The organism is Dactylosporangium sp. CA-152071, assembly GCF_050936335.1.
GTDB classification, from domain to species: domain Bacteria; phylum Actinomycetota; class Actinomycetes; order Mycobacteriales; family Micromonosporaceae; genus Dactylosporangium; species Dactylosporangium maewongense.
Window position 1 is genome coordinate 118,039 of sequence record NZ_JBNJMZ010000002.1, and the last position, 21,444, is coordinate 139,482.

Here is a 21,444-nt window from a genome sequence, read left to right on the forward strand (position 1 = left end):
CTCACGCCCCCTCGCGGCCGGAACGCTCGTCGGCGACCGCCACGATGCCGGCCAGGATCTCGTCGATCTCCTGCGGTGTCGTTGCCGGGTTCAGCACCATGATCTTCAGGAAGACCGGCTGGCTGCCGTCGGCGCGGCGGACCCTGGTGCGGGCCAGCAGCACCACCCCGCGGTCCATCAGCTCCCGGCGCAGCGCACCGTTGAACGCGTCGAGCCGGGCGTCGTCACCGTCCGCGCCGGCTGGCAGGTACCGGAACAGCACGGTGCTCAGCGACGGCTCGGCGGCCAGCTCCAGCCGCGGGTGCGCGGCGACCTGGCCGGCCGCGTACCGGGCGAGGTCGTGGCAGCCGTCGACCATCTCGGCCATGCCCGCGCGGCCCAGCGCGCCCATCGTCACGGCGATCTTGAACGCCTCCGCGCGGCGGGTGGCCTGCACCGACTGCCCGTACAGGCCGATGTAACCCGCGGCCTTGTCGTCGTCGGCGTTCAGCGTCGTGGTCGTCTGCCCGGACAGCGGCGCCAGGTGCGCGGCGTCGGACACCAGGAAGATGCCGGAGGTCGCCGGGGTCCAGCCGAACTTGTGCAGGTCCAGCGTCACCGAGTCGGCCCGCTCGAGGCCGGCCAGGCGCCCGCGCAGCCGCGGCGAGAACAGGGCGCCGCCGCCGTACGCCGCGTCGGCGTGCAGCCACACGCCCCACCGCCCGCACACGTCGGCCAGGGCCGGCAGGTCGTCGACCCAGCCCTGGTCGGTGGAGCCGACGCAGGCGATCGCCGCGACCGGCACGGCGTCGTCGGGCAGGTTCTCCAGCGTGCGCTGCAGCTGCGACGGGTCGAGCCGGCCCAGCGCGTCGCTGGGGACCCGCACGATCGCCTGCTCGCCGATGCCGGTGATCCCGACCGCCTTGCCGATGGAGAAGTGGGTCGCGTCGGTGGCCAGCACGACCGGCCGCCGTCCCGTCCCGCCGAGGCCGTCGAAGAACGGCACCACCCCGGACTCGCGGCGCATCACGCTGTCCCGGGCGGTCAGGATCGCCATGAGGTTGGAGATGCTGCCGCCGGCGGTGATCGTGCCGCCGGCCGCCGGGCCGTAGCCGACGATGTCGCAGAGGTTGCGGATGACGTACCGCTCCAGCTCCAGCGCCCACGGCCCGGCCTCCCAGGCGTGCAGCGACTGGTTGAGCACGCCGAGGACGAGCTCGGCGGCGGCCGCGACCGGGGTCGGCGGGCACTGCATGCGTGCCACCGCGGCGGGGTGGCTGATGTCGACGGACCAGGTCGCGAACTCGCGCACGAACCGCCGGAACGTCTCGACCGGGTCGCCCGGCTCCTCGGGCAGCAGCGGCCCGGCGAGCAGCCGCCCGGCGGCCTCGCGTACCGCGGCGGGCCCGCCCGCGGTGACCGGGCCCGGCCGGGCGCTGGTCACCTCCCGCAGGGTGTCGAGGGCCACCCCGGTGAGCACCTCGACCAGCTGCAGCCCTTCGATGCTCCCGGCGGGCGGGAGCTGTGCCGTCGTGCGGCGGGCGGGCTGTTCGACGATCGTCATCTGCCATCTCCTCGCGTCGGCTGTCTGTCGCGTTGTCGCGTGTTCGGCGTCATTCGCGTGTTCGCGTCGTTCGCGTCGTTCGCAAGGAGGTTGTGCCCGCGCCCTATTCGGCCGGTTATCCCGCGGCTATCCGGCGGGGCGGCACGCCGGCGAAGGCGCGGCGAAAGCGAAACGATAGCGGCCCGGGTAGAACCGGTGCGACCGCAGTCCGCACCACGTGAGGAGAGCCCCGATGATTCGTCGGTTCGTCGTGACCGCCGCCGCGCTGGTCGCCGTCCTGCCGGCCGCCGCCGTCGTGCGCGGCCCCGGCCAGGTCCGGGCGGAGACGGGCTGGAGCAGTCCGGCCGTCGCCGTCGTCGGTCACCCGCGGTAGCGGGCGGCACGGGCAGTGCGCCCCCTGGATCCGGTCCGGATCAGGGGGCGTCTTCGTGCAGGTCGCGCAGTGCCTGGGCGGCCCGGGCGTGCCAGCCGCGGGCCCCGAGGTTGTCGAAGATCTCCAGCGCCGCGGCCAGCTGCACGGCCGCCTCGCCGGGCTCGCGGTCGGGCAGCCGGGCCAGCTCGTACAGCGCCTGCCCCTCCACGACGGGCTCGGCGACCCGCTGGGCCACCTGCACGGCCCGCTGCAGCGTCGCCCGGGCCCGCGCGGTTCGCCCGGCCCTCGCGTGCACCGTGCCGAGACCGTGCAGGGCGTGGGCCTCACCGGTACGGTCGGCGGCGCTGCGGACCAGGTGCAGCACCTGCTCGAAGGCCTGGGCGGCGCGACCGAGATCGCCGGTGTCGAGGTACACCTCGCCGACGCGGTGCAGCACCTGCGCCTCGACCCGCCGCACCCCGACCGACCGGCAGATGCTCAGCGCCTCCTCGACCAGCTCCCGGGCCTCGTCGGCGGCGCCCTGGCTGAGCCGGACCCGGGCCAGGTTGGACAGCACGTGGGCCTCCGCGACCAGGTCGCCGGCCCGCCGCAGGGCGGTCAGCGCCGCCCGGTAGCCGTCCAGGGCCGCCGTCGCGTCGCCGCGCAGCCGGTCCAGGTAGGCGAGGTTGCGCCGGACCAGCGCGGCGGCGTGCGGGTCGTCGACGCTGTCGAGCAGCCGCAGCGCCTGCCGCAGCTTCGGCTCGGCCCGGTCCGGGTTGCGCAGGAACATGTGCATGGTGCCGAGGGAGTGCAGCGTGACCGCCTCGCCGCGGCGGTCGCCGGCCCGGCGGGCGGCGTGCAGCGCGATGCCGGCGGTCTCGGCCCACTCGTCGTAGTACGCCCGCGTCTCGAACAGCGTGACCAGGGTGAACGCCAGGTCCCAGCAGTGCTCGGTGAGCCCCGCGTCGCCGGCCAGGCGGACCGCGGCGACGAGGTTGAGCCGCTCCAGCTCGAGCCACTCCATCGGGCGGGCCAGCATCGGCCCGGTCACCGGGTCGGGCAACGGCCAGCGCGGCGCGGTGCCGTGCACGATGGTGTAGTCGCCGCCGTACTCGCGGCGGTGCGCCAGCTCCGCGGCGGTGAGCCAGCCCGCGACGACCCGCCGGACGAGCTCCTCGCGGACACCGTCGGGCTCCTCGGCGGCGAGCAGCTCCCGCGCGAAGGCGCGCACGAGGTCGTGGAAGCGGTACCGCACCGCGCCGGTCGTCTCGTCGGCGTGCGCCTCCAGCAGGCGGACGTCCACCAGCCGCTCCAGCGAGTCCTCGACGACGTCGTGCCCGGCCTCCAGCAGCGGCATCGCGATCCAGGCGGGGAAGTCGTCGCCGGGCAGCACGCTGAGCCGGCGCAGCAGCCGCCGGGTCTCCGGCGGCAGGCTGTCGTAGCTCAGCCGCAGCGTGCCGCGCACGCACAGGTCCCGGTGCACGAGCTCGTCGAGCAGCTGTGCCTCGTCCCGCAGCCGGCTGACCAGCCGCTCGACCCGCCAGTGCGGGCGGGACGCCAGCCGGGCGCCGGCGATCCGCAAGGCCAGCGGGAGGTGCCCGCACAGCGCGGCGAGCTCGTCGGCCTCGTCGGGCTCGGCGAGGACGCGCGGCCCGACGATGCTGTAGAGCAGCGACGCGCTCTGCCGGCCGGACAGCACCTGCACGTCGAACTGGTGCGAGCCCGGCAGTGCCGTCAGCCGCACCCGGGACGTGACGATCGCCGCGGAGCCGGTCGCGTTGACCAGCAGCGGCAGCACCTGCGTCTCGTCGGCGGCGTTGTCCAGCAGCACCAGGACCCGCCGCCCGGCGAGCAGGCTGCGGAACTGGGCGACGCGCTCGCTGACGCTCTCCGGGATGGCCGGGCCGCTGGTGCCCAGCGCCCGCAGGAACTGCGCCAGGACCTCCGGCACCCGTTCCCAGCCGGGCGGCCCGCCGAGGTTCGCGTACAGCTGCCCGTCGGGGAACTGGTCGGCGAGGCCGTGCGCGGCGTGCACCGCGACGCTGGTCTTGCCGACGCCGCCCGGGCCGCTGATCGCCACCACCGGTGAGCTGCCCGGCTGCTGCGGGTCGTCCCGGCGCGCCGTCAGCGCCGCCTGGATCTCCTCGACGAGCTTCTCGCGGCCGGTGAAGTCGGCCACGTCCATCGGCAGCTGCCGCGGCGGCCCGGGCGTCCCGGCGGATGTCCGCAGCGCCGCGACCGGACCGGCGGTCGGCGGCAGGTCCAGCGCCGGGTCCTGGGTGAGGATCGCCCGCTCCAGCCGCTGCAGCTCCGGCCCGGGATCGGCGCCGAGCCGCTCCACCAGCAGCTGCCTCGCCCGCCGGTACACCTGCAGCGCCTCGGCCTGACGGTCACACCGGTACAGCGCGAGCATGAGATGCGCGTGGATGCGCTCCCGCAGCGGGTGCACCACCGCCAGCCGCTCCAGCTCGCTGAGCAGCTCCTCGTGCCGGCCCGTGGCCAGCTCCAGCCGGATGCGCTCCTCGACCGCGGTGTCGCGGGCCTCCTCCAGCTGCCGCCGCCACGCCTCGGCCGGCTCGCCCGGGATGCCGGGCAGCGCCGGGCCGAACCACATGGCCTCCGCGGCGCGCAGCTGCTCCAGCGCCTCCTCGGTGAACCCTTCCCGGGCCAGCCGGCGACCCTCGTCGACGAACTGGCCGAACCGGTGGGCGTCGATCTCCTCGGGCGCCATCCGCAGCTGGTACCCGCCGGTGCGGGTGATCACGGCCGAAGCGCGGCCGGCCTCGGCGAGCGTCCGGCGCAGCTGGGAGACGCAGATCTGGATCTGCGACCGCGCCGTGGGTGGCGGCTCGGGCCACACCGCCTCGATGAGGTCGGCGACCGGCACGACGAGGCCGCTGTTGACGGCCAGGCAGGCCAGCACCGTGCCGCTGCGGGTGCTGGAGATGGTCCATCGCCGGCCTTCGTGGACGACCTCCATCGGCCCCAGCACCCGCAGCTCCATCGGACTCCAACTTCAGGCTCCCGAGCGTCGACGGTGGCATCACCGCAACGATATCGAAGCATAACTATCAGTAGCCGGAGTCGCATCAACCGTGACTGTCGATTCCTGGTGACCGGGGGAGCTTTCCGTCAAAGGCAACACACCGGTAATGGCGCGGTCATCTGCCGCGACCGGTGTCGTCGTCCGGTCGCTCCCTTTCGGGGTGCTCCCGCAGGTGTTGCAGGGCGATGACGGCGCCGACCAGCACGACGCCGCCGGCGATCTGCATCGCGGTCAGCCGCTGGCTCAACCACCACCAGGCGAGCACCGCGCTGAACACCGGCTCCAGCGAGATGTTCACGGCGCCGGCCTGCGCGCCGACGCGTGCCGTGCCCCACGCGTACAGCAGGAACGGCACCAACGTGCCCAGCACCCCGACGAACGCGATCCCCGGCCACTGGTCGCCGTGCCGGGTGATGCCGGGGGCGCCGCCCGGCGCCAGCACCACCAGCCACACCACGCTGGACACGGCGAACGCGTACACGTTGGCGCGCAGCGCGCCGTGCGCGCGCGTCGCCGCGCTGCCGAGCACCGAGAACGCCGCGACACCCGCAGCCGTGGCCAGGCCGAAGCCGATGCCGACCAGGTCCAGCTGCCCCCAGGACGTCTCCGGCAGCCGCACGACCAGCGCCACGCCGAGCAGCGCCGCGGCGAGGCCGAGGGTGAGCGGCAGGCTCATCCGCCGCCGCCCGAGCAGGATCAGCCAGCCCACCACGAGGGCCGGGGCCAGGTTCTGCAGCACCATCGCCACCGCGACCGGCAGGTGCTGGATCGCCAGGAACAGGCAGCCGTTGGCCACCGCCACCGACACGCCGAACCCGACGGTCACGGCCCAGCCGGCCCGCTCCGGCGCCGCCTGCCGGTCCTGCCGGTCCTGCCGGCGGGTGGCGCGGCCGGCGCCGACCAGCAGCGCCAGCCCGGCGAGGGTGATGAACGTGCGGGTCGCGACGAGTTCCAGGGGGTCGACGCCGGCGTCGAAGAGGCGGCTGGCGACGGTCCCGCCGAACCCCCACAGCGCCGCCGCCACGACCACCGCCGCGTAACCCGCCAGCCGGCCCTGCCCGCGCCGGGCCGGCTCGGGTCCGCGTGCCACCGCGACCGTGACCGGAGGGCTCGATGAGGTCTGCGCTGCCATGGCGTCACTCCGTCCGCACCTCGATGATGTAACCTTTAAAGCAGTTTACCGGTTACCGGAGGCGGCGCAATGAAACCACAGGAGGCACCCGGAGCACTGGAGATCGTGCGGTCCTTCGCCAACACGCTCGACCTGGAGCACGGCACCGACCAGCTCACCGACGCCGCAGGCCTCGCCGCGTGGTGCCGGCAACACCTGCCCGAGGTGTCCCCGCCCGCCCTGCGCGACGCCGTCGCACTGCGCACGGCGCTGCGCGACGCGATCGACGGCGACCCCGCCCTCCTGGACGCGATCGCCGCCGCCCAGCCCCTCCGGCTGCGCCTCGGCGGCCAGTCCGCGCTGCTCACGGCGGGGGAGGACGCCACCGACCCGCTCGCCGCCCGGCTGCTGGCGGTCGTGGCGGTCGCCGCCCTCGACGGCACCTGGGAGCGGCTCAAGCTGTGCCCAGCCGAGGACTGCCGCTGGGCCTTCTACGACCACGCCCGCAACCGCAAGGGCGTCTGGTGCCAGATGTCGGAGTGCGGCAACCGGCGCAAGGTCCGCGACTTCCGCGCCCGCCGCGCCGCGGCCGGCTGATCACATTGAGCCGGCCGCGATGACCCGACTTCAGGGGCGGACGGTGCCGCTCGCCCAGGGTGAGCCGCCCGCGTGCGGGTAGAGCACCAGGTTGCCGTTCGCCGCGCCGCCGTGACGGACCATCACGTCGCGCAGGTAGGCCAGGCCGCCGCAGCCGGTGTCGTCGGGGCCGAAGCCGGACCACCACCGGAACCAGTTCACATTGCACGGCTCCGGGGCGTACGTGGGCCGGTTGCCGCCGCCCCAGTCCGGGTACGGGTGGTACGCGACGGCGTCGAAGGTGTCGCCGAAGCCGTGGCCGTAGGCCCATTCGAGCCAGTCGCCGGCCTCGTTGTCGTTGACCTGGCCGCCGTTCACGGTGACGACGTCGCCGGCCGCGGAGCCGCCGGCCAGCAGGACGCAGGACGGGCAGCCGGCCTTGACCTTCTGGTACGCGATGCGGGTCAGCTCCCAGTAGCGACGGGCCCGGACGTCGACGCTGTTGTCGCCGTAGTTGCCGAACGCCGTGATGTTGGGCTCGTTCCAGACCTCGTAGGCCTGCACCCGGTCGCCGAAGTGCGCGACGGCGGCCTCGACGATGCCGGCCCAGGCGCGGTCGTCGGTCGGGAACCAGTTGCTGGGCCGGCCGCCGTTGGCCCAGCTCGTGGTGTAGTCCAGGATCAGCAGCACCCGCACGCCGCGCTCGGCGGCCGCGCCGACCAGCGCGTCGAGCCGGCCCCACCGCGGCGGGCACGTCGCGCAGGCCTGCACGTCGGCCCAGAACAGATCGAGGCGCACGATCGGGGTCTTGGCGCCGACGTAGTCGTCCATCGCGGCGATCCGGCCGGCCGCGCCGGCCTGGTCACCGCCGTCGATGAACCCGACGTCCTCAGCGGTGAACGTGTGACTCGGCGCCGCCTGGGCGGGCGCTGCGCTCATGAGCGCGCCCAGCAGCGCGCCGACGAGAAAGATCGTCCCCGTCCTTACTCGATCGATGCTAACAAGATCGCCGGCCGGTCGTGTGGAAGTTTCGCCAGCGCGCCGAGGTCACCGCGGCGTGCGGGCCGGCCACCGTTGACGGCCGGCCGCGGGCGGCGCGAGCGTGTGCGCCATGACGAAGAGGCTCGCCGTCCTCGGTGCCGCCGGCGCGTGCGCCGCCCTGCTCGTGGCGTACCTGCAACTGCCCGCCGCCGAGGCGACGGTGCCGCCACCGGCTGCGCCGGTGACCGGCAACGCGACCTACTTCGACGGGCTCGGCTCGCCGTACGGTGGCTGCGGGCTGCCGCAGGCGGAGCTGGAGACGCAGGACTTCGTCGCCCTGAACGTCTTCGACACCCCCGGCGACGGCAGCTACAACACCCGTCCGGTGCCGCCGGCCATGGCCGACAAGATGGGCGTGTGGGACAACGGCCGCAACTGCGGGCGCTGGGTCCAGGTGAAGATCGCCGACTACTGCACCGGCACCAACGACGGCGCCCTCGGTCAGCCGTTCTGCCGCAACGGATCCTGGACCGCCGACGCCTACAACGGCGGCGTGCTGAACATGCTGGTCGCGGACAGCTGCGCCGACACGAACGCCTGGTGCCGCGACGACCCGTACCACCTGGACCTGTCCAAGGCGTCGCTGAACCGCTTCTCGAAGAACGGCTCCACCCTCGGCGACCTGTACCCGAACCACTGGAACAACCGGCACGTCGCCTGGAACTTCATCCCGGCGCCCGCCTACTCCGGCGACATCCAGATCGGCTTCCTCAGCGGCGCGCAGCGCTGGTGGCCCGCGATCGCCGTCTCCCGCCTGCCCAACGGCATCCATGGCGTCGAGTACTACGCCGACGGCGCCTGGCGGGCGGCCCAGCCCAACGGCGACATGGGCCAGTCGTTCGTGATCGGCGGCACCACCTCCGGCGGCACCCAGTTCCGCATCCGGGCCAGGGACGCGGCGGACGCGCCGCTGTTCGGCGGCCGCGAGTACAGCTTCGCGCTGCCGGACACCTGCTCGGCCCAGTGCGGCCAGGCGTACACCAAGGCGACGTACACCACGACGGGCGCGTCACCGTCGGTCTCGCCCTCCGTCTCGGTCTCACCGTCGGTCTCGGTCTCGCCGTCCAGGTCTGTTTCCCCGTCGGCCTCGCGGTCACCTTCGGCGTCTGCTTCTGTGTCTGCTTCTGTGTCTGCTTCAGGGTCCGCCGGTGGTTGCACCGCGACCGTCGCCGTCACCGGCTCGTGGAACGACGGCTACCAGGCCGAGGTGACCGTCCGCAACACCGGCGGCACCGCGTCGACCGGCTGGACCACGGCGTTCACCTTCCCCGGTACACAACGGATCGCCAGCTCCTGGAACGCCGTCACGACCCAGACCGGCACCCGGGTCACCGCGACGAACCAGCCCTACAACGCCGTCATCCCACCCGCTGGCACCACCAGCTGGGGCATGGTCGTCACCGGCCAGAACCAACCCCTGACCGCCGTCACCTGCACGCTCAGGTAGCCGCCAGCGAGCGGAGAGCGATCGAAGAGTGTGCACGTATAGCGTCTGGCTCCATCGACTCGAGGATGGTGGAGCTTGTTCAGACGTAGCAGCTTCGGCGTCGTGGCGACCGTGGCCATGGCGTTGTCGATCGCCCTGGGTGCGGCGCCCGCTGCCGCCTCGCCGAATGTCGTGTACTACCAGTTCAGGGGCTGGGCCGAGAACGTCCGCACCTGGTGCGTCGACATTCAGGCGGAGACGGCCGGCAACGTGCGCGCCAATGTCCAGACCTACCGGTGCCGGGCGGCGTCCGAGCAGCCGCAGGTGCAGTACCAGGCGTTCAGCCAGGAGGGCTTCGCCGGGCAGCCCGACAACAACCGGCGGTTCCGCAACAAGGCCACGAACAAGTGCCTGACCTACAACGTCAACGGGGTCGCAAGTCCGGGCTCCCCGGCCAACGCCGTGTGGGCCGAGGCCTGCGGACAGGCCGGTCAGGGCTGGCGGCACCCCGCGAACCAGGAACAGTGGGAGGCCATCGAGTATCCCGGCATGTGCCTGGACACCGTGGACCCCAATGGCAATTGGGGCACCGGGATCGACGTGTACCCGTGTAACCCGTACGCACAGTGGACGCGTTGGGCCATGGATTTTCTGAACATTCCGGACTGAGCTCCTCGGCGGGGTGCCAGTCCCCGCACCCCACGACCTCGCACGATCGGCAGCCCGGGCGCCGTCGCGGATCCCGTGCCGGGCAGGGGATCCGCGGCGGCGGTGGTCAGCTCAGGAAGCTGCCGTACGGGCCGGCCAGGATGGCGTTCTTCTGGGCCTGGCTGAAGTGCGTGTTCGGGTAGTTGTAGAACGACGCGGACATCGGGGTGCCGTCCGTGGAGCTCGAGTCCGGCAGGCCGAAACCGTGGCCGAGCTCGTGGACCATCCCGCCGTACCAGCGGTTCATCGGGCCGTTGCGGCTGGCGCCGCCGTCCGCGTCGTGGCCGGAGAGCAGGACCCAGCCGGGGCTGGCGCCGCCGCCGGACTTGCCGACGTCCTCGGCGCTGATCTCGCCGACGATCAGCCAGCGGTTGTCGGGGTTGGCGAGGCTGAACCGGCGCCGCAGCTCGGCCTGCATGTTGAACACGACGCACCAGTAGCGGTCGCCGTTCGGGTCACAGTTGGTGTTGATGTACCAGTTGGTGTCGTGCTCGCCGTTGACCGTCTCGACGACCGTGGCGTTCAGGGCGAACGTCTTGCCGAGCTCCTGACGGTAATAGCGCTGCGCCTCGCGCATCACGTTCGCGATGCCGTCCGGGTAGCGCTGGTCGAACGCGACGTCGGTCGGCTTGAGCCAGAACACCCGCACCGTCTTCGTGCCCGGTGTGCCGGGGTTTCCGGGTGTACTTGAGGCGCTCGGCGACGGCGACGCCGACCTGGTCGGTGAGGCGCTGGTGGTCGGGCCGGCGGTGCCGGTGCACAGCACGTTGTTGAGCCGGAACGTGGCGGGCACCGGGTTCGAGCCGCTCCAGGCGCCGTTGAAGCCGAACGACGTGCTCCCGCCGGTGCCGAGCGCGCCGTTGTAGCCGGCGTTCACCGCCGAGACGCTGGTGCCGGTCTGCGTGACGGTCGCGTTCCAGGCCTGGGTGACGCTCTGGCCGGGGGAGAAGCTCCACGTCAGCGTCCAGCCGTTGATCGGGTCGCCGAGGTTGGTGACCGCCACGTCGGCCCCGAACCCGCCCTGCCACTGCGAGCTGATCGTGTACGTCACCCGGCAGCCCGCGACCGCCGCACCGGCCGACGTGCCGGCGACGACCGCGCCGCCCGCGACGAGGCCGACCGTGGCGGCGACGAGCACGAGGCCCCGGTACCGTTGAAGCCGCATCACATCCCCTTTCATCAATGGACTCCGCCACGGTGCGCCCCGAAAACCTTTTCGGCAAGGTGGACGGTCGAATCCGCTGGAAACCCGGCGAAACTTTCATCGGAGGGTCGCGGTGCGGCCCGCCACCGTCGAAGGCGTGGCTGCCCGGTCCGGCGCGGCCGGCGAGGTCGCGCCGATTCGTGAATGGAATTGCAGACGAATTGCCGTGCAATTGTCGGCGAATTGAATCAGCAAAGTGTCCCGGGTGGCCAGGGACAGTCGTCCCGAATTGTGTCCTGGACATTGTCCTGTGCGCTCGGGCCTCTCCCCAGTTCGTGCCACGGTCCGCGATGAATTGAATCGGCGGCGGCCGCGTATTTCTACATTCCTCTCGTCATCAGCAGAGATGACCTCGTACAGAGGAGAAAGAGCAGTGAAACGACGACTTCTTCAGGTCGGCGCGGTGGCGCTGGCCGGTTTGTTCAGCGCGATCGTCTTACCGTCCAGCCCGGCCAGCGCCGCGCCGAATTGCAACGTTCCGGTGCCGCCGCCGGCGTGCGGTGACGGCGGCGGCGACGGCGAACCGGTGGTGCGGGACATCCCCGTGCACGGCACGCTCGACACGGTCACGTACGTCGGCAATGCCGTGCGGGTCACCGGCTGGGGCATCGACCGGGACAGCGGCAGCGCGCCGCTCATCGTCGACATCTACATCGACGGCGCGTGGAAGCAGACCCTCAGCGCCAACACGTACCGCCCGGACGTCGCCGCCGCGTACCCGGCCTACGGCTCCTACCGCGGCTTCGACGCCAACGTCCCGGCGGGTCTCGGCACCCACCAGGTGTGCGCGTGGGCGATCAGCGTCGTGCCCGCCGGCGCCGCGAACCCCGGCAACCCGCAGCTGGGCTGCAGGACGTACACCGCCACCCTCGCCGCCCCGACCGACGTGCGAACCATCTCCAGGGCGGATGACGGCACCACGGTGTTCGGCTTCAAGGACAACTCGGTCGAGGAGACCTCCTTCCGGGTCGTCATCACCCGCCAGTACTGGGAGCAGTACAACGACCCCCGCTGGGGCCAGATGTACCGCGCCTACTACGTCGACCGGCAGTTCACCGTGCCGGCGCAGGCAGGCACCGCCGAGGTGACCGCCACGACCGTGACCGGGGGCTCGGACTGCCGCACGACGGTGTACGCCGTCTCCGGCTCCATCCAGAGCGCCCCGGCCGTCAAGGGCTGGTGCTGATACCGGCCGTCGTCACGTGAACGAACGGCCCGGACCCGCCGGAGGATGTCCTCCGGCGGGTCTTCGCCGCCACGTGCGTCGTTTCACGGCCGGTCGAAATACGTACAGCCGACGTTGGCCTCTTTCTGCAACTCGACGATTCGTCGAGGCTCCATCGGCGGAACGAGGTAGCCGTTTCGCGCGGCATGGTCACGGAACTCGTCCGGCAGAGCGACATGATAACGACGCAGGTAATACGCCAGATCGCGCCGCCAGACCCACACGCCGTCCGTCAGCAACGACGACGCACCTGACATCTCCGGAAATCCGTCCGATCCGGAAATGACATCCGGAACGCCCTCCATGATCGCGGCAATCACATGCCCGGCGCCGAGATGGGCCGACAGCGCAGGCTCATCAGACTCGGTACCTGGAGGACGGCAACCGGGTGGTGTGAGCCGGGGACGGTCGCGACCGCGCCGGCGTACGTGGCGGTCAGGGCGGGTCGGTGCGGCGGTACGAACAGGGGAGAGCGGAACTGTCGCCGGTCACCAACCTCGATGGCGTCGGCGGTCCTAGGGTGGGCGCATGACCGAGATCGTGATTCGTGGTGGGCGTGTCATCGACCCGGGGGCGGGGACGGACGAGGTCCGTGACCTGCTCGTGCGCGACGGCTCGATCGCCGATCCTGCCAGCGTGAGCGAGGGTGCCGTCGTCGTGGACGCGACCGGGCTGGTCGTCGGGCCGGGGTTCGTCGACGTGCACAGCCACGTCAACACGATCGCCGGGCAGCGGCTGCAGGCGTTCGACGGCGTGACCACGGCGCTGGACCTCGAGATCGGGCTGATGCCGGTGGCGGTCGCGCTCCAGCGGGCCGCCGAGGAGGGACGGCCGCTGAACTACGGGTACTCCGCGTCGTGGGCGGCGGCCCGGGGGCTGGTGCTCGCCGGGGTCGAGCCGGTGCCGGACCTGGCCGGCGTGCTGGCGCTGATGGGCAACGAGCACTGGCAGGCGTCGTCGTCGCCGGTACAGCGTGACCGGTGGCTGGACCTGCTGTCCGGTGAGCTCGCCGACGGTGCGCTGGGCATCGGGGTGCCGATCGGGTACACGCCGCGGGCCGAGCCCAGCGAGTTCCTGCACGTCGCCCGGCTCGCCGGCGGCAACGGGGTGCCGGTGTTCGCGCACGTGCGGAACCTGATCGAGGCCGACCCGGATGTGCTCGTCGACGGCGCGGACGAGGTGACCGCGGCCGCCGCCGAGACCGGCGTCGCGATGCACTACTGCCACGTCAACAGCACCTCGGGCCGGCATGTGGAGCGGGCGCTCGGCACGATCCACGCGGCGGTCGCGGCGGGTTCGCGGGTGACGTACGAGGCGTACCCGTACGGCACCGCGTGCACGGGCATCGGTGCCGCGTTCCTCGCTCCCGAACGGCTGCACGTGTGGGGGCTCAAGCCGCACAACCTGGTGCTGCTGCCGTCGGGCGAGCGGATCGCCGACGCGGCCCGGTTGCGGGAGGTCAGGGCGGCCACGCCCGGCGCGCTGTGCCTCATCGAGATCCTCGACGAGACGGATCCGTCGGACCGTGCGCTGCTGGAGGGCACGTTCGCCGACCCGGGCACGATCGTGGCCAGCGACGCGCTGCCGGTGACGTTCAACGACGGCACCCGCGACACGCGGCAGTGGCCGCTGCCGGAAGGCGCGACCCACCCGCGCACGGCCGGCACGTTCGCGAAGGCGCTGCGGCGGTTCGTGCGGGAGACCGGGATCTGGGACTGGCCGGAGGCGTTCCGGCGCTGCTCCTACCTGCCGGCCCGGCTGCTCGACGCGCACGCGCCCGCCGCCCGGCGCAAGGGGCACCTCGGCATCGGCGCGGACGCCGACGTCGTCGTGCTGGACCCGGCCCGGATCACGGATCAGGCGACGGTGCTCGCCTCGACGGCACCGTCGCACGGCGTCCGGCACCTGCTGGTCAACGGCGAGCCCGTCATCCGCGACGGCGAGCTGCTGCCGGACGCGTACCCGGGGCGGGCGCTGCGCTCATGAACCACCGGCGCCGGACCGGATGAGGTCGTCGACGCCGCTGAGGAAGGTCGCGCAGACCTGGTCGCGGTCGGACAGGCAGCCGGCCGCCATGGCGCCGTCGCGGAGCATGACGAACCGCTGCGCGCGAGGATCGCTGCCCGTCAGGGCGGTGACCGTGTCGAGGAACCATTGCCGGTGTGCCAGGACGGCCTGGTACACGGGGTGGCCGGGGTCCGGGTACTCGGCCACGGCGTTCAGGAAGGCGCAGCCGCGGAAGCCGTCCGACCGGATGCCCTCGGCGATCGACGCCGCGACGGCGCGGAGCGCGTCGGGGGCGGGGAGGCCGGCGGTCAGGGCCGCGTCCACCTGGCCCCGGATCTGCTGGTCGGCCGCCTGCAGGTAGGCGAGGACGAGATCCTCCTTGCCGGGGAAGTGCCGGTAGAACGTGGCCCGGGTCACCTTCGCCTCGCCGATGATCCGGTCGACGCCGACCGAGTGGATGCCTTCCCGGTAGAAGATCCCGGCGGCGGTGACCAGGAGCCGCTGCCGTGCCTCGGAAACTCCGCCCAGTGCCATGGGGTCCATCTTAGAGATAGAACGTTCGGTCTTGACAGGCCTCCGCGAAGCCTGCACGCTGGGCCGAGACAGAACGTTCGTTCTCTCGGAGAAGGAAGCGCCATGACCACTCTCACCACGTCCGGCATCGAGGCGACGGCGTCCGCCCTGCGGAGGCTGTACTTCGTCCGCTTCGCGTTCGCCATCGCCTGGGCCCTCGTGATGTTCACGACCGCCGAGCACCTCGGCCCGCTCGCCAGGACGCTGCTGGTGCTCTACCCGCTGTTCGACGTGGGTGCGGCCGTCGTCGACGCGCGGGCCTCCCGCGGCACCGGATCGCCCGCGCTGCTCTACGTGAACGTCGCCGTCAGCCTGCTCGCCGCCGCCGGCCTGGTCTTCGCCGGCGCGGACGGCATCCCGGCGGTCCTGCGCGTCTGGGGTGCGTGGGCGGTCGTGGCCGGACTGGTGCAGCTGGCCGTGGGAATCACCCGCCGCGGCATGGGCGGCCAGTGGCCGATGATCATCAGCGGTGGCATCTCGGTGCTCGCCGGCGGGTCGTTCATCGCCGGCGCCGCCGCGGACGACCCGGTGCTGACCAACGCGATCGCCTACGCCATCCCCGGCGCCGTCTTCTTCCTCATCTCCGCCGTCCGACTCGGCCGTGCAGCGAAGGAATAGATCGGGTCGCGACAAGAGCCGGGAAGCGCTCAGATCGCCGCGGCCTCCTCCGATAGGGGACCGGACGTGTGCGAACCGGGGCGGTGCGATGGGTGTGTCGAACGTGACGAGAGTGGTGTGCCTGCTCTTCGCCGGGCTGGTGGTGTTCCGGTTCACCGACCTGTACAACACGCAGGCGGGCCGGGATCTCGATCTGCGCCCTGGAGACCGTCGCGCTCGGCCTGCACCCGCGTGTCGCGTTCAGCCGGCGGTTGTCGGCGGCCGCCAAGCGCCCGTACCGGTTCACCAGCCCCGCGCTCGCGCTGCTCATCATCGCCGGCGTCGGGTTCTCGGTCGCGTTCAACACCCACGACCGGAGCTGGGGCGTCGCGACGGTCGCCGCCGTGGCGCTGCGGACCCTGGCGGTGCCGGTGCTGCTGCTGGGGCTGCTGAGCTTCGCCGCGGAGCCGATGGACCGGCGGGCTCGACGACTTCGGCGCCGGTTACTCGTCGCTGCGGTACCTCACCCGCCTGCCCGTCGACATCCTCAAGCTCGACCGCTGCTTCGTCGCGGACCTCAGTGGCGACCCGGAGCGCGCCGCGGTCGCGGAGGCCGTCATCCGGCTCAGCCAGATCCTGCACATGGACACCGTCGCGGAGGGCATCGAGGACCCGGCCCAGGCGACCGAGCTCACCCTGCTCGGGTACCGCACCGCGCAGGGCTTCCACTTCGCCCGCCCGCTGCCCGCCGGCGACGTCGAGGCGTTGCTGCACCGCTCCGCCGCCGAGTGGCCGAGCCTGCCGACGGCGCTGGACCCCGCCGCGCCCCCCGGTGGCCGTCCACGGTTGAGCCCGGCTCCCGGCGGGCCGCGACGGGTCCACCGGAAGCCGGTCGCCGTGGCTCAGGTGATGGTGAGGCTGTCGATGTTCGCCCCGTTGGCGCCGGTCGTGGTCGCCCGGACGGTGACCTGGCTGCCGGCGGGCAGCGACGCGGTGAACGAGGTGGTGCTCCAGGCGTCCCAGGAGCCGGTCGGGTTGAACGCCAGGGCGCCGTTGACGCCGGTGCCGTTGACCGAGATCGCGAGGGGCCGGTTGGCGGTGCCGCCGTTGGCGTAGCGGAACGTCAGCGTCCTGGTGCCCGCGGCGGGCACGTTGACGGTCCACTGGACGTAGGCGCCGCTGGCCGAGGTGTCGGCGAAGTCGACGAAGCCCGTCCCGGTGTAGTCCGCGTGACGGGTGTCGATGACGGCGCCGCTGAGCAGGGCCCTTTCCGCCGGGTAGGAGGTGCCGCCCGTGACCGCCGGGAAGGCCGCGCCGCTCGGCTCGACCGTGGCGGCCACGCCGCCGCCGGCGACGACCGGGATCGACGCGGTGACGACCGACAGGACCTTGCGGGTGGCGTCCCACACCGTGCCGCCGCCGCTGGTGATCGCCGTCGCCTCGGTGCTGTAGGCCGGCAGGGTCGCGCCGCCGTTGACCCGCATGCCGACCGGGGCGGTCAGGCCGTGGACGCGCACGATGTACCGGCGCGCGGTGGGTGCGCCGTCGTAGGTGCCCTGCGGGTGCCGGATCACGGTCCTCGTCGCCGCGTCGGTGAAGGTCAGGGTGGTGACGGCCCTGGCGCCGGAGACGCGGTGCGCCTCGGTGACGCCGTCGTCCTCCACCAGGTTGAATGTGCCGTCCGCTCCGGCGTACACCTCCATCTCCAGCTGCCGCTTGTTCAGGTAGGCGGTGCTCTGCGCGTACTGGTACTTCGGCAGGATCGCGCCGGCCTTCACGAAGAGGATGATCTCGCCGGTGTGGGTGACGTAGGGCAGGTCGGACGCGTCGGTCCCGACGTGCTTGATGTCGGCCCAGAAGTTGTACCAGGTGGCGCCGGCGGGCAGCCAGACGTTCTGGGTCGCGCCGCCGTCGGACGTGACGGGCGCGACGAGCAGCGACGGCCCCCACATGTACTGCAGGTCGTGCGAGTAGGCGTTCGGCCGGTTCTGGTAGTCGATGACCATCGCCCGGGCCATCGGCATCCCGGTGGTGCTCGCCTCGTGGGCGATGCTGTAGATGTACGGCAGCAGCGTGTACCGCAGCTCGCCGTACTTGCGGAAGTCCGCCTGGATGACGGCGCTCTGGTCGAGCGGCCAGCGGGAGGCGACCGCGCCCTGCGACGTGGTGCTGGCCCCGCTGTGCGGCCGCCAGATCGGCGACAGGCTCGACCAGGCGGCCGTCCAGTTGCGGTAGAACGGCTCGGGGATCAGGCCGCCGGTCTGGCCGTGGAAGCCGCCGCCGTCGATGTTGGAGAAGGGGAAGCCGCCGATCCCGCCGGCCAGCATGCCGCGGATCTGCTGGCGCATCTCGTCGTAGGTGGAGCCGATGTCGCCGGTCCAGTAGTGGCCGTAGCGCTGCTGCCCGGCCGACGCGCCGCGGCTCCACGTCCACGGCCGCTTGGCGGTGCCGATGTGGCCGGCCGCCTGCGGGTCCCAGCCCTCCTCGCCGACGCCCTTGTGCAGGTAGAAGAAGTACGCGTTGCGCAGCTCCGACCACTTCTTGCCGCCCGCGGAGTCGGCGTTGAACGGGATCGGGCCCAGCTCGTCGGTCTCGTCGAGCCACAGCCCGTCGCCGGGGAAGTGCAGCGCCGGGTTCAGGGCCTTGGTCCAGAAGACGTTCCACACCCAGGCGCGGGTCGCGGGGTTGGTCCAGTCGGGCACCGAGCCGCTGTCGGCCACCCCGGTGAGGTCGCCGGCCTTGAAGCTGTAGCCGGGCGGTGGCCCGCCGACCCAGCCGGCCATGAGGTTGGAGTTGTTGCGGTTGTAGTCCAGCGTCATCGTGACGCCGTTCTCCGCGGCCCACGCCTGGTATCCGGCCGGGTCCGGCCACCGCGTGGGGCTGAACTCGAACCAGGAGCCGCCCCACGCGCCGGTGCCGTTGCGCCAGCGGTTGTCGTTGACGTGGTGGTCGAACGGGTAGCCGGCGTTGCGGTGCTGGGTGATCTTCGTGCGCCACCAGTTCTGGTCGCTGACGTCGGGGAAGCCCTTGTCCGACATGTGCAGCCCGAAGATGGCGATCTGCGGCAGGCGCGGCCGCCCGGTCAGCTGGGTGTAGCGGTCCAGCAGCTTCGCGAACTCCGGGCCGTTGATGAGGAAGTAGTCCATCTGCGGCCGCACGCCGGCGGTGTTGTGGTCGTCCGCGGAGAACGCGTAGTCCCTGGCGGTGCCGTTGGCGAAGGCGAAGGTGGTGTCGAAGGTCGTGTTGAAGAAGACGCCGTAGCCCTTGGTGGACAGGTACAGCGGCACGATCGCGGGCGCCTGGTCGCTGCGGACGGTGCCGTAGTTGTGCGACACGACGTCACCGGTGCGGTCGACCCTGGGGGAGCGTCCATAGAGCCCGTGCCCCGCCTTGACGAAGTGCTCGTCGGCGGGCGGCGGGACGAAGGCCTCGGTGACGACGCTGTTGTTGGTGCCGCCCCAGGTGATGCTGCGGGTCGCGTCCTCCTTCGCCAGCAGCGCCCCGGTGCCGCGGTGGTAGAACTCCAGCCGCAGCGGGTTCTTGTGCAGCACGATCCGGATGCCGTCGGCCGCGCCGGTGACGATCGTCAGGCTGGTGCTGTCATTCGTGACCGTGAGGGTGCCGCCCATGCCGGCGTGGTTGGCGGGCACCACCATCTCGTAGCGGGAGTCGGCGAAGAACGTCTCCCCGCTGCGGATCGCGCGGACCCGGACGATCTGGTTGCCGTACGCGGTGATCCGCAACCGCTGGCCCGTGGTGCTGGTGACGGTGACGCTGCGGGCGTCGGTCAGGTGGGACGCGTAGTTGCCCAGCTGCTCCCCGACGGCCGCGACGGCCCGGCCCGGTCCGGCGGCGACGGCGCCGATCGACAGCCCGGCGGCCATGCCGAGCACGTTCCTTCTCTTCATCGCATCGACTCTCCTCGACAGGTGCGGGCGAATCCGTTGCGCTTGTGGCGGTGAGGTGTGCGCAGCGGCGCGCGCGGCGAATTGGGTCTCCGGGCGGGTTGGCGGTTGGAGCGCGCCGGAAACGGTTCCCACAGTGGTCCGCTACAGCGAGTTTTGTCAATACCTTGCAATAGACCGGTTTCGCATCGATGAACCTCGTGCTACCGTCGACGAACTGACAAGATCTGGAACCGCTTCCAGGATGACGCGAGGAGCTGCGGATGGCGGCGACGATCAAGGACGTCGCCCGGCTCGCCGGGGTCTCCCAGTCGTCGGTGTCCCGCGCGCTCGCCGCCCCGGACCAGGTGCGGCCGGCCACCCGGGAGCGGGTCGAGCGGGCCGTCGCGCAGCTCGGCTACGAGCCGAACCGGATCGCCCGGGGGCTGAGCACCGGGCGCACCGGCACACTCGGCTTCCTGGTGCCCGACATCGCCAACCCGCTGTTCGCCGGCATCGTCAAGGCCGCCCAGCGCCGGTCCCGGGAGTTCGGGCTCGCCGTGCTGCTGGCCGACTCCGACGAGGATCCCGCCACCGAACTGGACCTCATCCGGACGCTGACCAAGCAGGTCGACGGCTTCGTGCTGTGCGCACCCCGCGCCGGCGACGACGAGCTGCGCTCCGTCTGCGGCGACCTGCCGGTGGTGCTGCTCAACCGCCGGGTCGGCCAGCTGCCGTCGATCATCTTCGACAACGCCGACGGCATCCGCCAGGCGCTCGCCCACCTCGCTGCCCTCGGCCACCGCCGGGTCGCCTACGTCGCCGGCCCCCGCACCTCATGGGTCAACCGCGAGCGACTGCGCGCCTTCCGTGCTGTGGTGGCCGGCCTCGGCCTCGAGGGGGTCGAGGCCGGCAACGTCTCACCCGACTTCGAGGGCGGCGTCGCCGTCGCCGACCTGGTCCTGGCCGCCGGCGTCACCGCGGTCATCGCCTACAACGACATGATCGGCCTCGGTCTCGCCAGCCGCTTCGGCGCCCGGGGGGTGACCGCGCCCGGTGACGTGAGCATCATCGGTTTCGACGACATCCCGGCCTCGGCCCTGGTCACGCCCGCCCTGACCACCGTCAGCCAGCCGAAGGACCAGTGCGGCCGGGCCGGCATCGACCTGCTCGCCGACCTGCTCAACGACCGCGACCGCCCCGGCGGCACCCGCACGTCCCTGCCGGCCCGGCTGATCGTCCGCGCCTCCACCGGCCCGGCCCCCGCCACCGTGCGCTGAGCGACCGTGCGCTGAGCGACCGTGCGCCGGACGGCCGCGTGTCGGGCGGTGGGTGGGTACACGTGCCCGACCGGTGGACAGGACGGCTGCAACCGAACCGCTACCGTTTCGCACCGGAGCCGACGGGCGGCTGTGGCGGATCGCCGCGTCCCCGCAGCCGCCCGTCCCCGCCCCCCCTTGATGGAGAAATACCTCGTGCTTCGTCGCATCACGGCGCCCCGGCGGCAGCGGGACGCCGGCTCCACGGTCAACGAGATGCTCGTTGCGGCCGTCGTGGTCGCCGCGCTCGGCGCGATCGCTGTCACCTCGGTCGGCGACCTCACCGGCAAAAGCAGATCGACCGCCTGCGAGGCCGACAAGCGGGCCGTCGAGATCGCCTATCAGGCGTACGTCGCCGACGAGAACGCGAAGCCGGCGGCGGTCGGCGACCTGGTGACGGCCGGCTACCTGAACGAGGAGCCGCCCGCCGCCAACGGCATCACGCTCGACGCCGCCGGCACGGTCACCGCGACCGCCTGCTGAGGGCCAGCGCCCGCCGAGCGCGAGGGCCGGCAGGTCACCGGGCGCGGTGGCGGTAGTGGTGAACGACGAGGGCGGTCGCGCAGGCGAGGGTGACCAGCCCGAAGACAGCGCCCACGAACGGGTTGGCGCCGATGCCGGACATGGTGGCATTGGTGGCGGCGCTGAGGACCAGCACCAGCCACAGGACGGGGCGGAGCATGCCGCGGCGCTCAGGCGCGTCGGCGGCTTCGATGCGGTAACGGTCAGTCATGCCGGCAACGCTATGCAGCCGGGTGCCCGCCAGCGATCCAGCCAGCGCGCCGGTGCAGGTACAGCAGGCTGTACTTTCCGGGCCGCGAGCGGCCGGCCG

Annotated in this window: 18 protein-coding genes and 1 pseudogene; 10 read left to right on the plus strand and 9 right to left on the minus strand. The window is 72.3% G+C overall.

Translation table 11 applies throughout. The features are described 5' to 3' along the window. Position 1 precedes the first annotated feature (1 nt). Positions 2-1,543 carry a pyridoxal phosphate-dependent decarboxylase family protein gene (locus tag ACQEVZ_RS40505; RefSeq protein ID WP_433377438.1) on the minus strand — a complete coding sequence of 514 codons (1,542 nt, stop codon included), beginning with the start codon at positions 1,541-1,543 and terminating at the stop codon, positions 2-4. A gap of 232 nt (positions 1,544-1,775) precedes the next feature. Here ACQEVZ_RS40505 and ACQEVZ_RS40510 point away from each other — a divergent pair, with 232 nt between their 5' ends. Continuing rightward, complete coding sequence (locus ACQEVZ_RS40510; RefSeq protein ID WP_344507312.1) at positions 1,776-1,916, plus strand: hypothetical protein; 141 nt, start codon at positions 1,776-1,778, stop codon at positions 1,914-1,916. A 40-nt stretch (positions 1,917-1,956) separates the two neighbouring features. On the opposite strand, the gene ACQEVZ_RS40515 is transcribed toward ACQEVZ_RS40510, so the two are convergent. Next, positions 1,957-4,899: a BTAD domain-containing putative transcriptional regulator gene (locus ACQEVZ_RS40515; protein WP_433377442.1), complete on the minus strand. Its 2,943-nt coding sequence runs from the start codon at positions 4,897-4,899 to the stop codon at positions 1,957-1,959. A gap of 157 nt (positions 4,900-5,056) precedes the next feature. Continuing rightward, the gene (locus tag ACQEVZ_RS40520) at positions 5,057-6,073 is read right to left on the minus strand and encodes an EamA family transporter (protein ID WP_433377445.1); all 1,017 of its coding nucleotides are present in this window, start codon (positions 6,071-6,073) and stop codon (positions 5,057-5,059) included. A 69-nt stretch (positions 6,074-6,142) separates the two neighbouring features. Here ACQEVZ_RS40520 and ACQEVZ_RS40525 point away from each other — a divergent pair, with 69 nt between their 5' ends. Then, complete coding sequence (locus ACQEVZ_RS40525; RefSeq protein ID WP_433377448.1) at positions 6,143-6,649, plus strand: CGNR zinc finger domain-containing protein; 507 nt, start codon at positions 6,143-6,145, stop codon at positions 6,647-6,649. A 30-nt stretch (positions 6,650-6,679) separates the two neighbouring features. Here the strand turns inward: ACQEVZ_RS40525 and ACQEVZ_RS40530 are convergent, their stop codons facing one another. Further along, a complete protein-coding gene (locus ACQEVZ_RS40530; RefSeq protein WP_433377451.1) occupies positions 6,680-7,567 on the minus strand; it encodes a hypothetical protein in 888 nt (295 codons plus the stop codon). Positions 7,568-7,739: 172 nt separating this feature from the next. On the opposite strand from ACQEVZ_RS40530, the gene ACQEVZ_RS40535 reads away from it, so the two are divergent. Further along, a complete protein-coding gene (locus ACQEVZ_RS40535) occupies positions 7,740-9,116 on the plus strand; it encodes a cellulose binding domain-containing protein (RefSeq protein ID WP_433377454.1) in 1,377 nt (458 codons plus the stop codon). 102 nt (positions 9,117-9,218) lie between these two features. After that, a complete protein-coding gene (locus tag ACQEVZ_RS40540; RefSeq protein ID WP_433377457.1) occupies positions 9,219-9,764 on the plus strand; it encodes a hypothetical protein in 546 nt (181 codons plus the stop codon). Positions 9,765-9,870: 106 nt separating this feature from the next. Here the strand turns inward: ACQEVZ_RS40540 and ACQEVZ_RS40545 are convergent, their stop codons facing one another. Further along, positions 9,871-10,968 carry a cellulose-binding domain-containing protein gene (locus ACQEVZ_RS40545; protein WP_433377460.1) on the minus strand — a complete coding sequence of 366 codons (1,098 nt, stop codon included), beginning with the start codon at positions 10,966-10,968 and terminating at the stop codon, positions 9,871-9,873. 412 nt (positions 10,969-11,380) lie between these two features. Between ACQEVZ_RS40545 and ACQEVZ_RS40550 the strand changes: the two genes are divergently transcribed. After that, the gene (locus ACQEVZ_RS40550) at positions 11,381-12,193 is read left to right on the plus strand and encodes a hypothetical protein (protein ID WP_354901859.1); all 813 of its coding nucleotides are present in this window, start codon (positions 11,381-11,383) and stop codon (positions 12,191-12,193) included. Positions 12,194-12,276: 83 nt separating this feature from the next. Here ACQEVZ_RS40550 and ACQEVZ_RS40555 read toward each other — a convergent pair whose 3' ends face one another. Beyond that, positions 12,277-12,552, minus strand: coding sequence for a hypothetical protein (locus ACQEVZ_RS40555; protein WP_433377463.1), 276 nt, complete (start codon positions 12,550-12,552; stop codon positions 12,277-12,279). 208 nt (positions 12,553-12,760) lie between these two features. Between ACQEVZ_RS40555 and ACQEVZ_RS40560 the strand changes: the two genes are divergently transcribed. Continuing rightward, complete coding sequence (locus tag ACQEVZ_RS40560) at positions 12,761-14,218, plus strand: amidohydrolase family protein (protein ID WP_433377466.1); 1,458 nt, start codon at positions 12,761-12,763, stop codon at positions 14,216-14,218. Here ACQEVZ_RS40560 and ACQEVZ_RS40565 read toward each other — a convergent pair. After that, on the minus strand, positions 14,213-14,773 hold the full coding sequence (locus ACQEVZ_RS40565) for a TetR/AcrR family transcriptional regulator (RefSeq protein ID WP_433377469.1): 561 nt from the start codon (positions 14,771-14,773) through the stop codon (positions 14,213-14,215). The two genes, ACQEVZ_RS40560 and ACQEVZ_RS40565, sit on opposite strands and share 6 nt — an antisense overlap. Before the next feature lie 102 nt (positions 14,774-14,875). Between ACQEVZ_RS40565 and ACQEVZ_RS40570 the strand changes: the two genes are divergently transcribed. Beyond that, the gene (locus tag ACQEVZ_RS40570; protein ID WP_433377472.1) at positions 14,876-15,430 is read left to right on the plus strand and encodes a hypothetical protein; all 555 of its coding nucleotides are present in this window, start codon (positions 14,876-14,878) and stop codon (positions 15,428-15,430) included. Between the two features lie 522 nt (positions 15,431-15,952). Further along, positions 15,953-16,090, plus strand: a pseudogene (locus tag ACQEVZ_RS40575) (EAL domain-containing protein); the annotation flags it as partial. A 221-nt stretch (positions 16,091-16,311) separates the two neighbouring features. On the opposite strand, the gene ACQEVZ_RS40580 reads toward ACQEVZ_RS40575, so the two are convergent. After that, the gene (locus tag ACQEVZ_RS40580) at positions 16,312-19,317 is read right to left on the minus strand and encodes a TIM-barrel domain-containing protein (RefSeq protein WP_433377475.1); all 3,006 of its coding nucleotides are present in this window, start codon (positions 19,315-19,317) and stop codon (positions 16,312-16,314) included. Between the two features lie 260 nt (positions 19,318-19,577). Between ACQEVZ_RS40580 and ACQEVZ_RS40585 the strand changes: the two genes are divergently transcribed. Both ACQEVZ_RS40585 and ACQEVZ_RS40590 read left to right on the plus strand, forming a co-directional pair. Beyond that, entirely contained in the window at positions 19,578-20,573 is a 996-nt protein-coding gene (locus tag ACQEVZ_RS40585) for a LacI family DNA-binding transcriptional regulator (RefSeq protein WP_433377478.1), read from the plus strand. A 195-nt stretch (positions 20,574-20,768) separates the two neighbouring features. Next, positions 20,769-21,095, plus strand: a complete 327-nt coding sequence (locus tag ACQEVZ_RS40590; protein ID WP_433377481.1) for a hypothetical protein — start codon at positions 20,769-20,771, stop codon at positions 21,093-21,095. Between the two features lie 34 nt (positions 21,096-21,129). Here ACQEVZ_RS40590 and ACQEVZ_RS40595 read toward each other — a convergent pair whose 3' ends face one another. Beyond that, on the minus strand, positions 21,130-21,345 hold the full coding sequence (locus ACQEVZ_RS40595; protein WP_433377484.1) for a hypothetical protein: 216 nt from the start codon (positions 21,343-21,345) through the stop codon (positions 21,130-21,132). Positions 21,346-21,444 lie beyond the last annotated feature (99 nt).

Coding starts and splice junctions, on each gene's coding strand:
- ACQEVZ_RS40505 (WP_433377438.1), bottom strand. CDS start 1,543: ATGACGATCGTCGAACAGCCCGCCCGCCGCACGACGGCACAGCTCCCG.
- ACQEVZ_RS40510 (WP_344507312.1), top strand. CDS start 1,776: ATGATTCGTCGGTTCGTCGTGACCGCCGCCGCGCTGGTCGCCGTCCTG.
- ACQEVZ_RS40515 (WP_433377442.1), bottom strand. CDS start 4,899: ATGGAGCTGCGGGTGCTGGGGCCGATGGAGGTCGTCCACGAAGGCCGG.
- ACQEVZ_RS40520 (WP_433377445.1), bottom strand. CDS start 6,073: ATGGCAGCGCAGACCTCATCGAGCCCTCCGGTCACGGTCGCGGTGGCA.
- ACQEVZ_RS40525 (WP_433377448.1), top strand. CDS start 6,143: ATGAAACCACAGGAGGCACCCGGAGCACTGGAGATCGTGCGGTCCTTC.
- ACQEVZ_RS40530 (WP_433377451.1), bottom strand. CDS start 7,567: ATGAGCGCAGCGCCCGCCCAGGCGGCGCCGAGTCACACGTTCACCGCT.
- ACQEVZ_RS40535 (WP_433377454.1), top strand. CDS start 7,740: ATGACGAAGAGGCTCGCCGTCCTCGGTGCCGCCGGCGCGTGCGCCGCC.
- ACQEVZ_RS40545 (WP_433377460.1), bottom strand. CDS start 10,968: ATGCGGCTTCAACGGTACCGGGGCCTCGTGCTCGTCGCCGCCACGGTC.
- ACQEVZ_RS40560 (WP_433377466.1), top strand. CDS start 12,761: ATGACCGAGATCGTGATTCGTGGTGGGCGTGTCATCGACCCGGGGGCG.
- ACQEVZ_RS40565 (WP_433377469.1), bottom strand. CDS start 14,773: ATGGCACTGGGCGGAGTTTCCGAGGCACGGCAGCGGCTCCTGGTCACC.
- ACQEVZ_RS40570 (WP_433377472.1), top strand. CDS start 14,876: ATGACCACTCTCACCACGTCCGGCATCGAGGCGACGGCGTCCGCCCTG.
- ACQEVZ_RS40580 (WP_433377475.1), bottom strand. CDS start 19,317: ATGAAGAGAAGGAACGTGCTCGGCATGGCCGCCGGGCTGTCGATCGGC.
- ACQEVZ_RS40585 (WP_433377478.1), top strand. CDS start 19,578: ATGGCGGCGACGATCAAGGACGTCGCCCGGCTCGCCGGGGTCTCCCAG.
- ACQEVZ_RS40595 (WP_433377484.1), bottom strand. CDS start 21,345: ATGACTGACCGTTACCGCATCGAAGCCGCCGACGCGCCTGAGCGCCGC.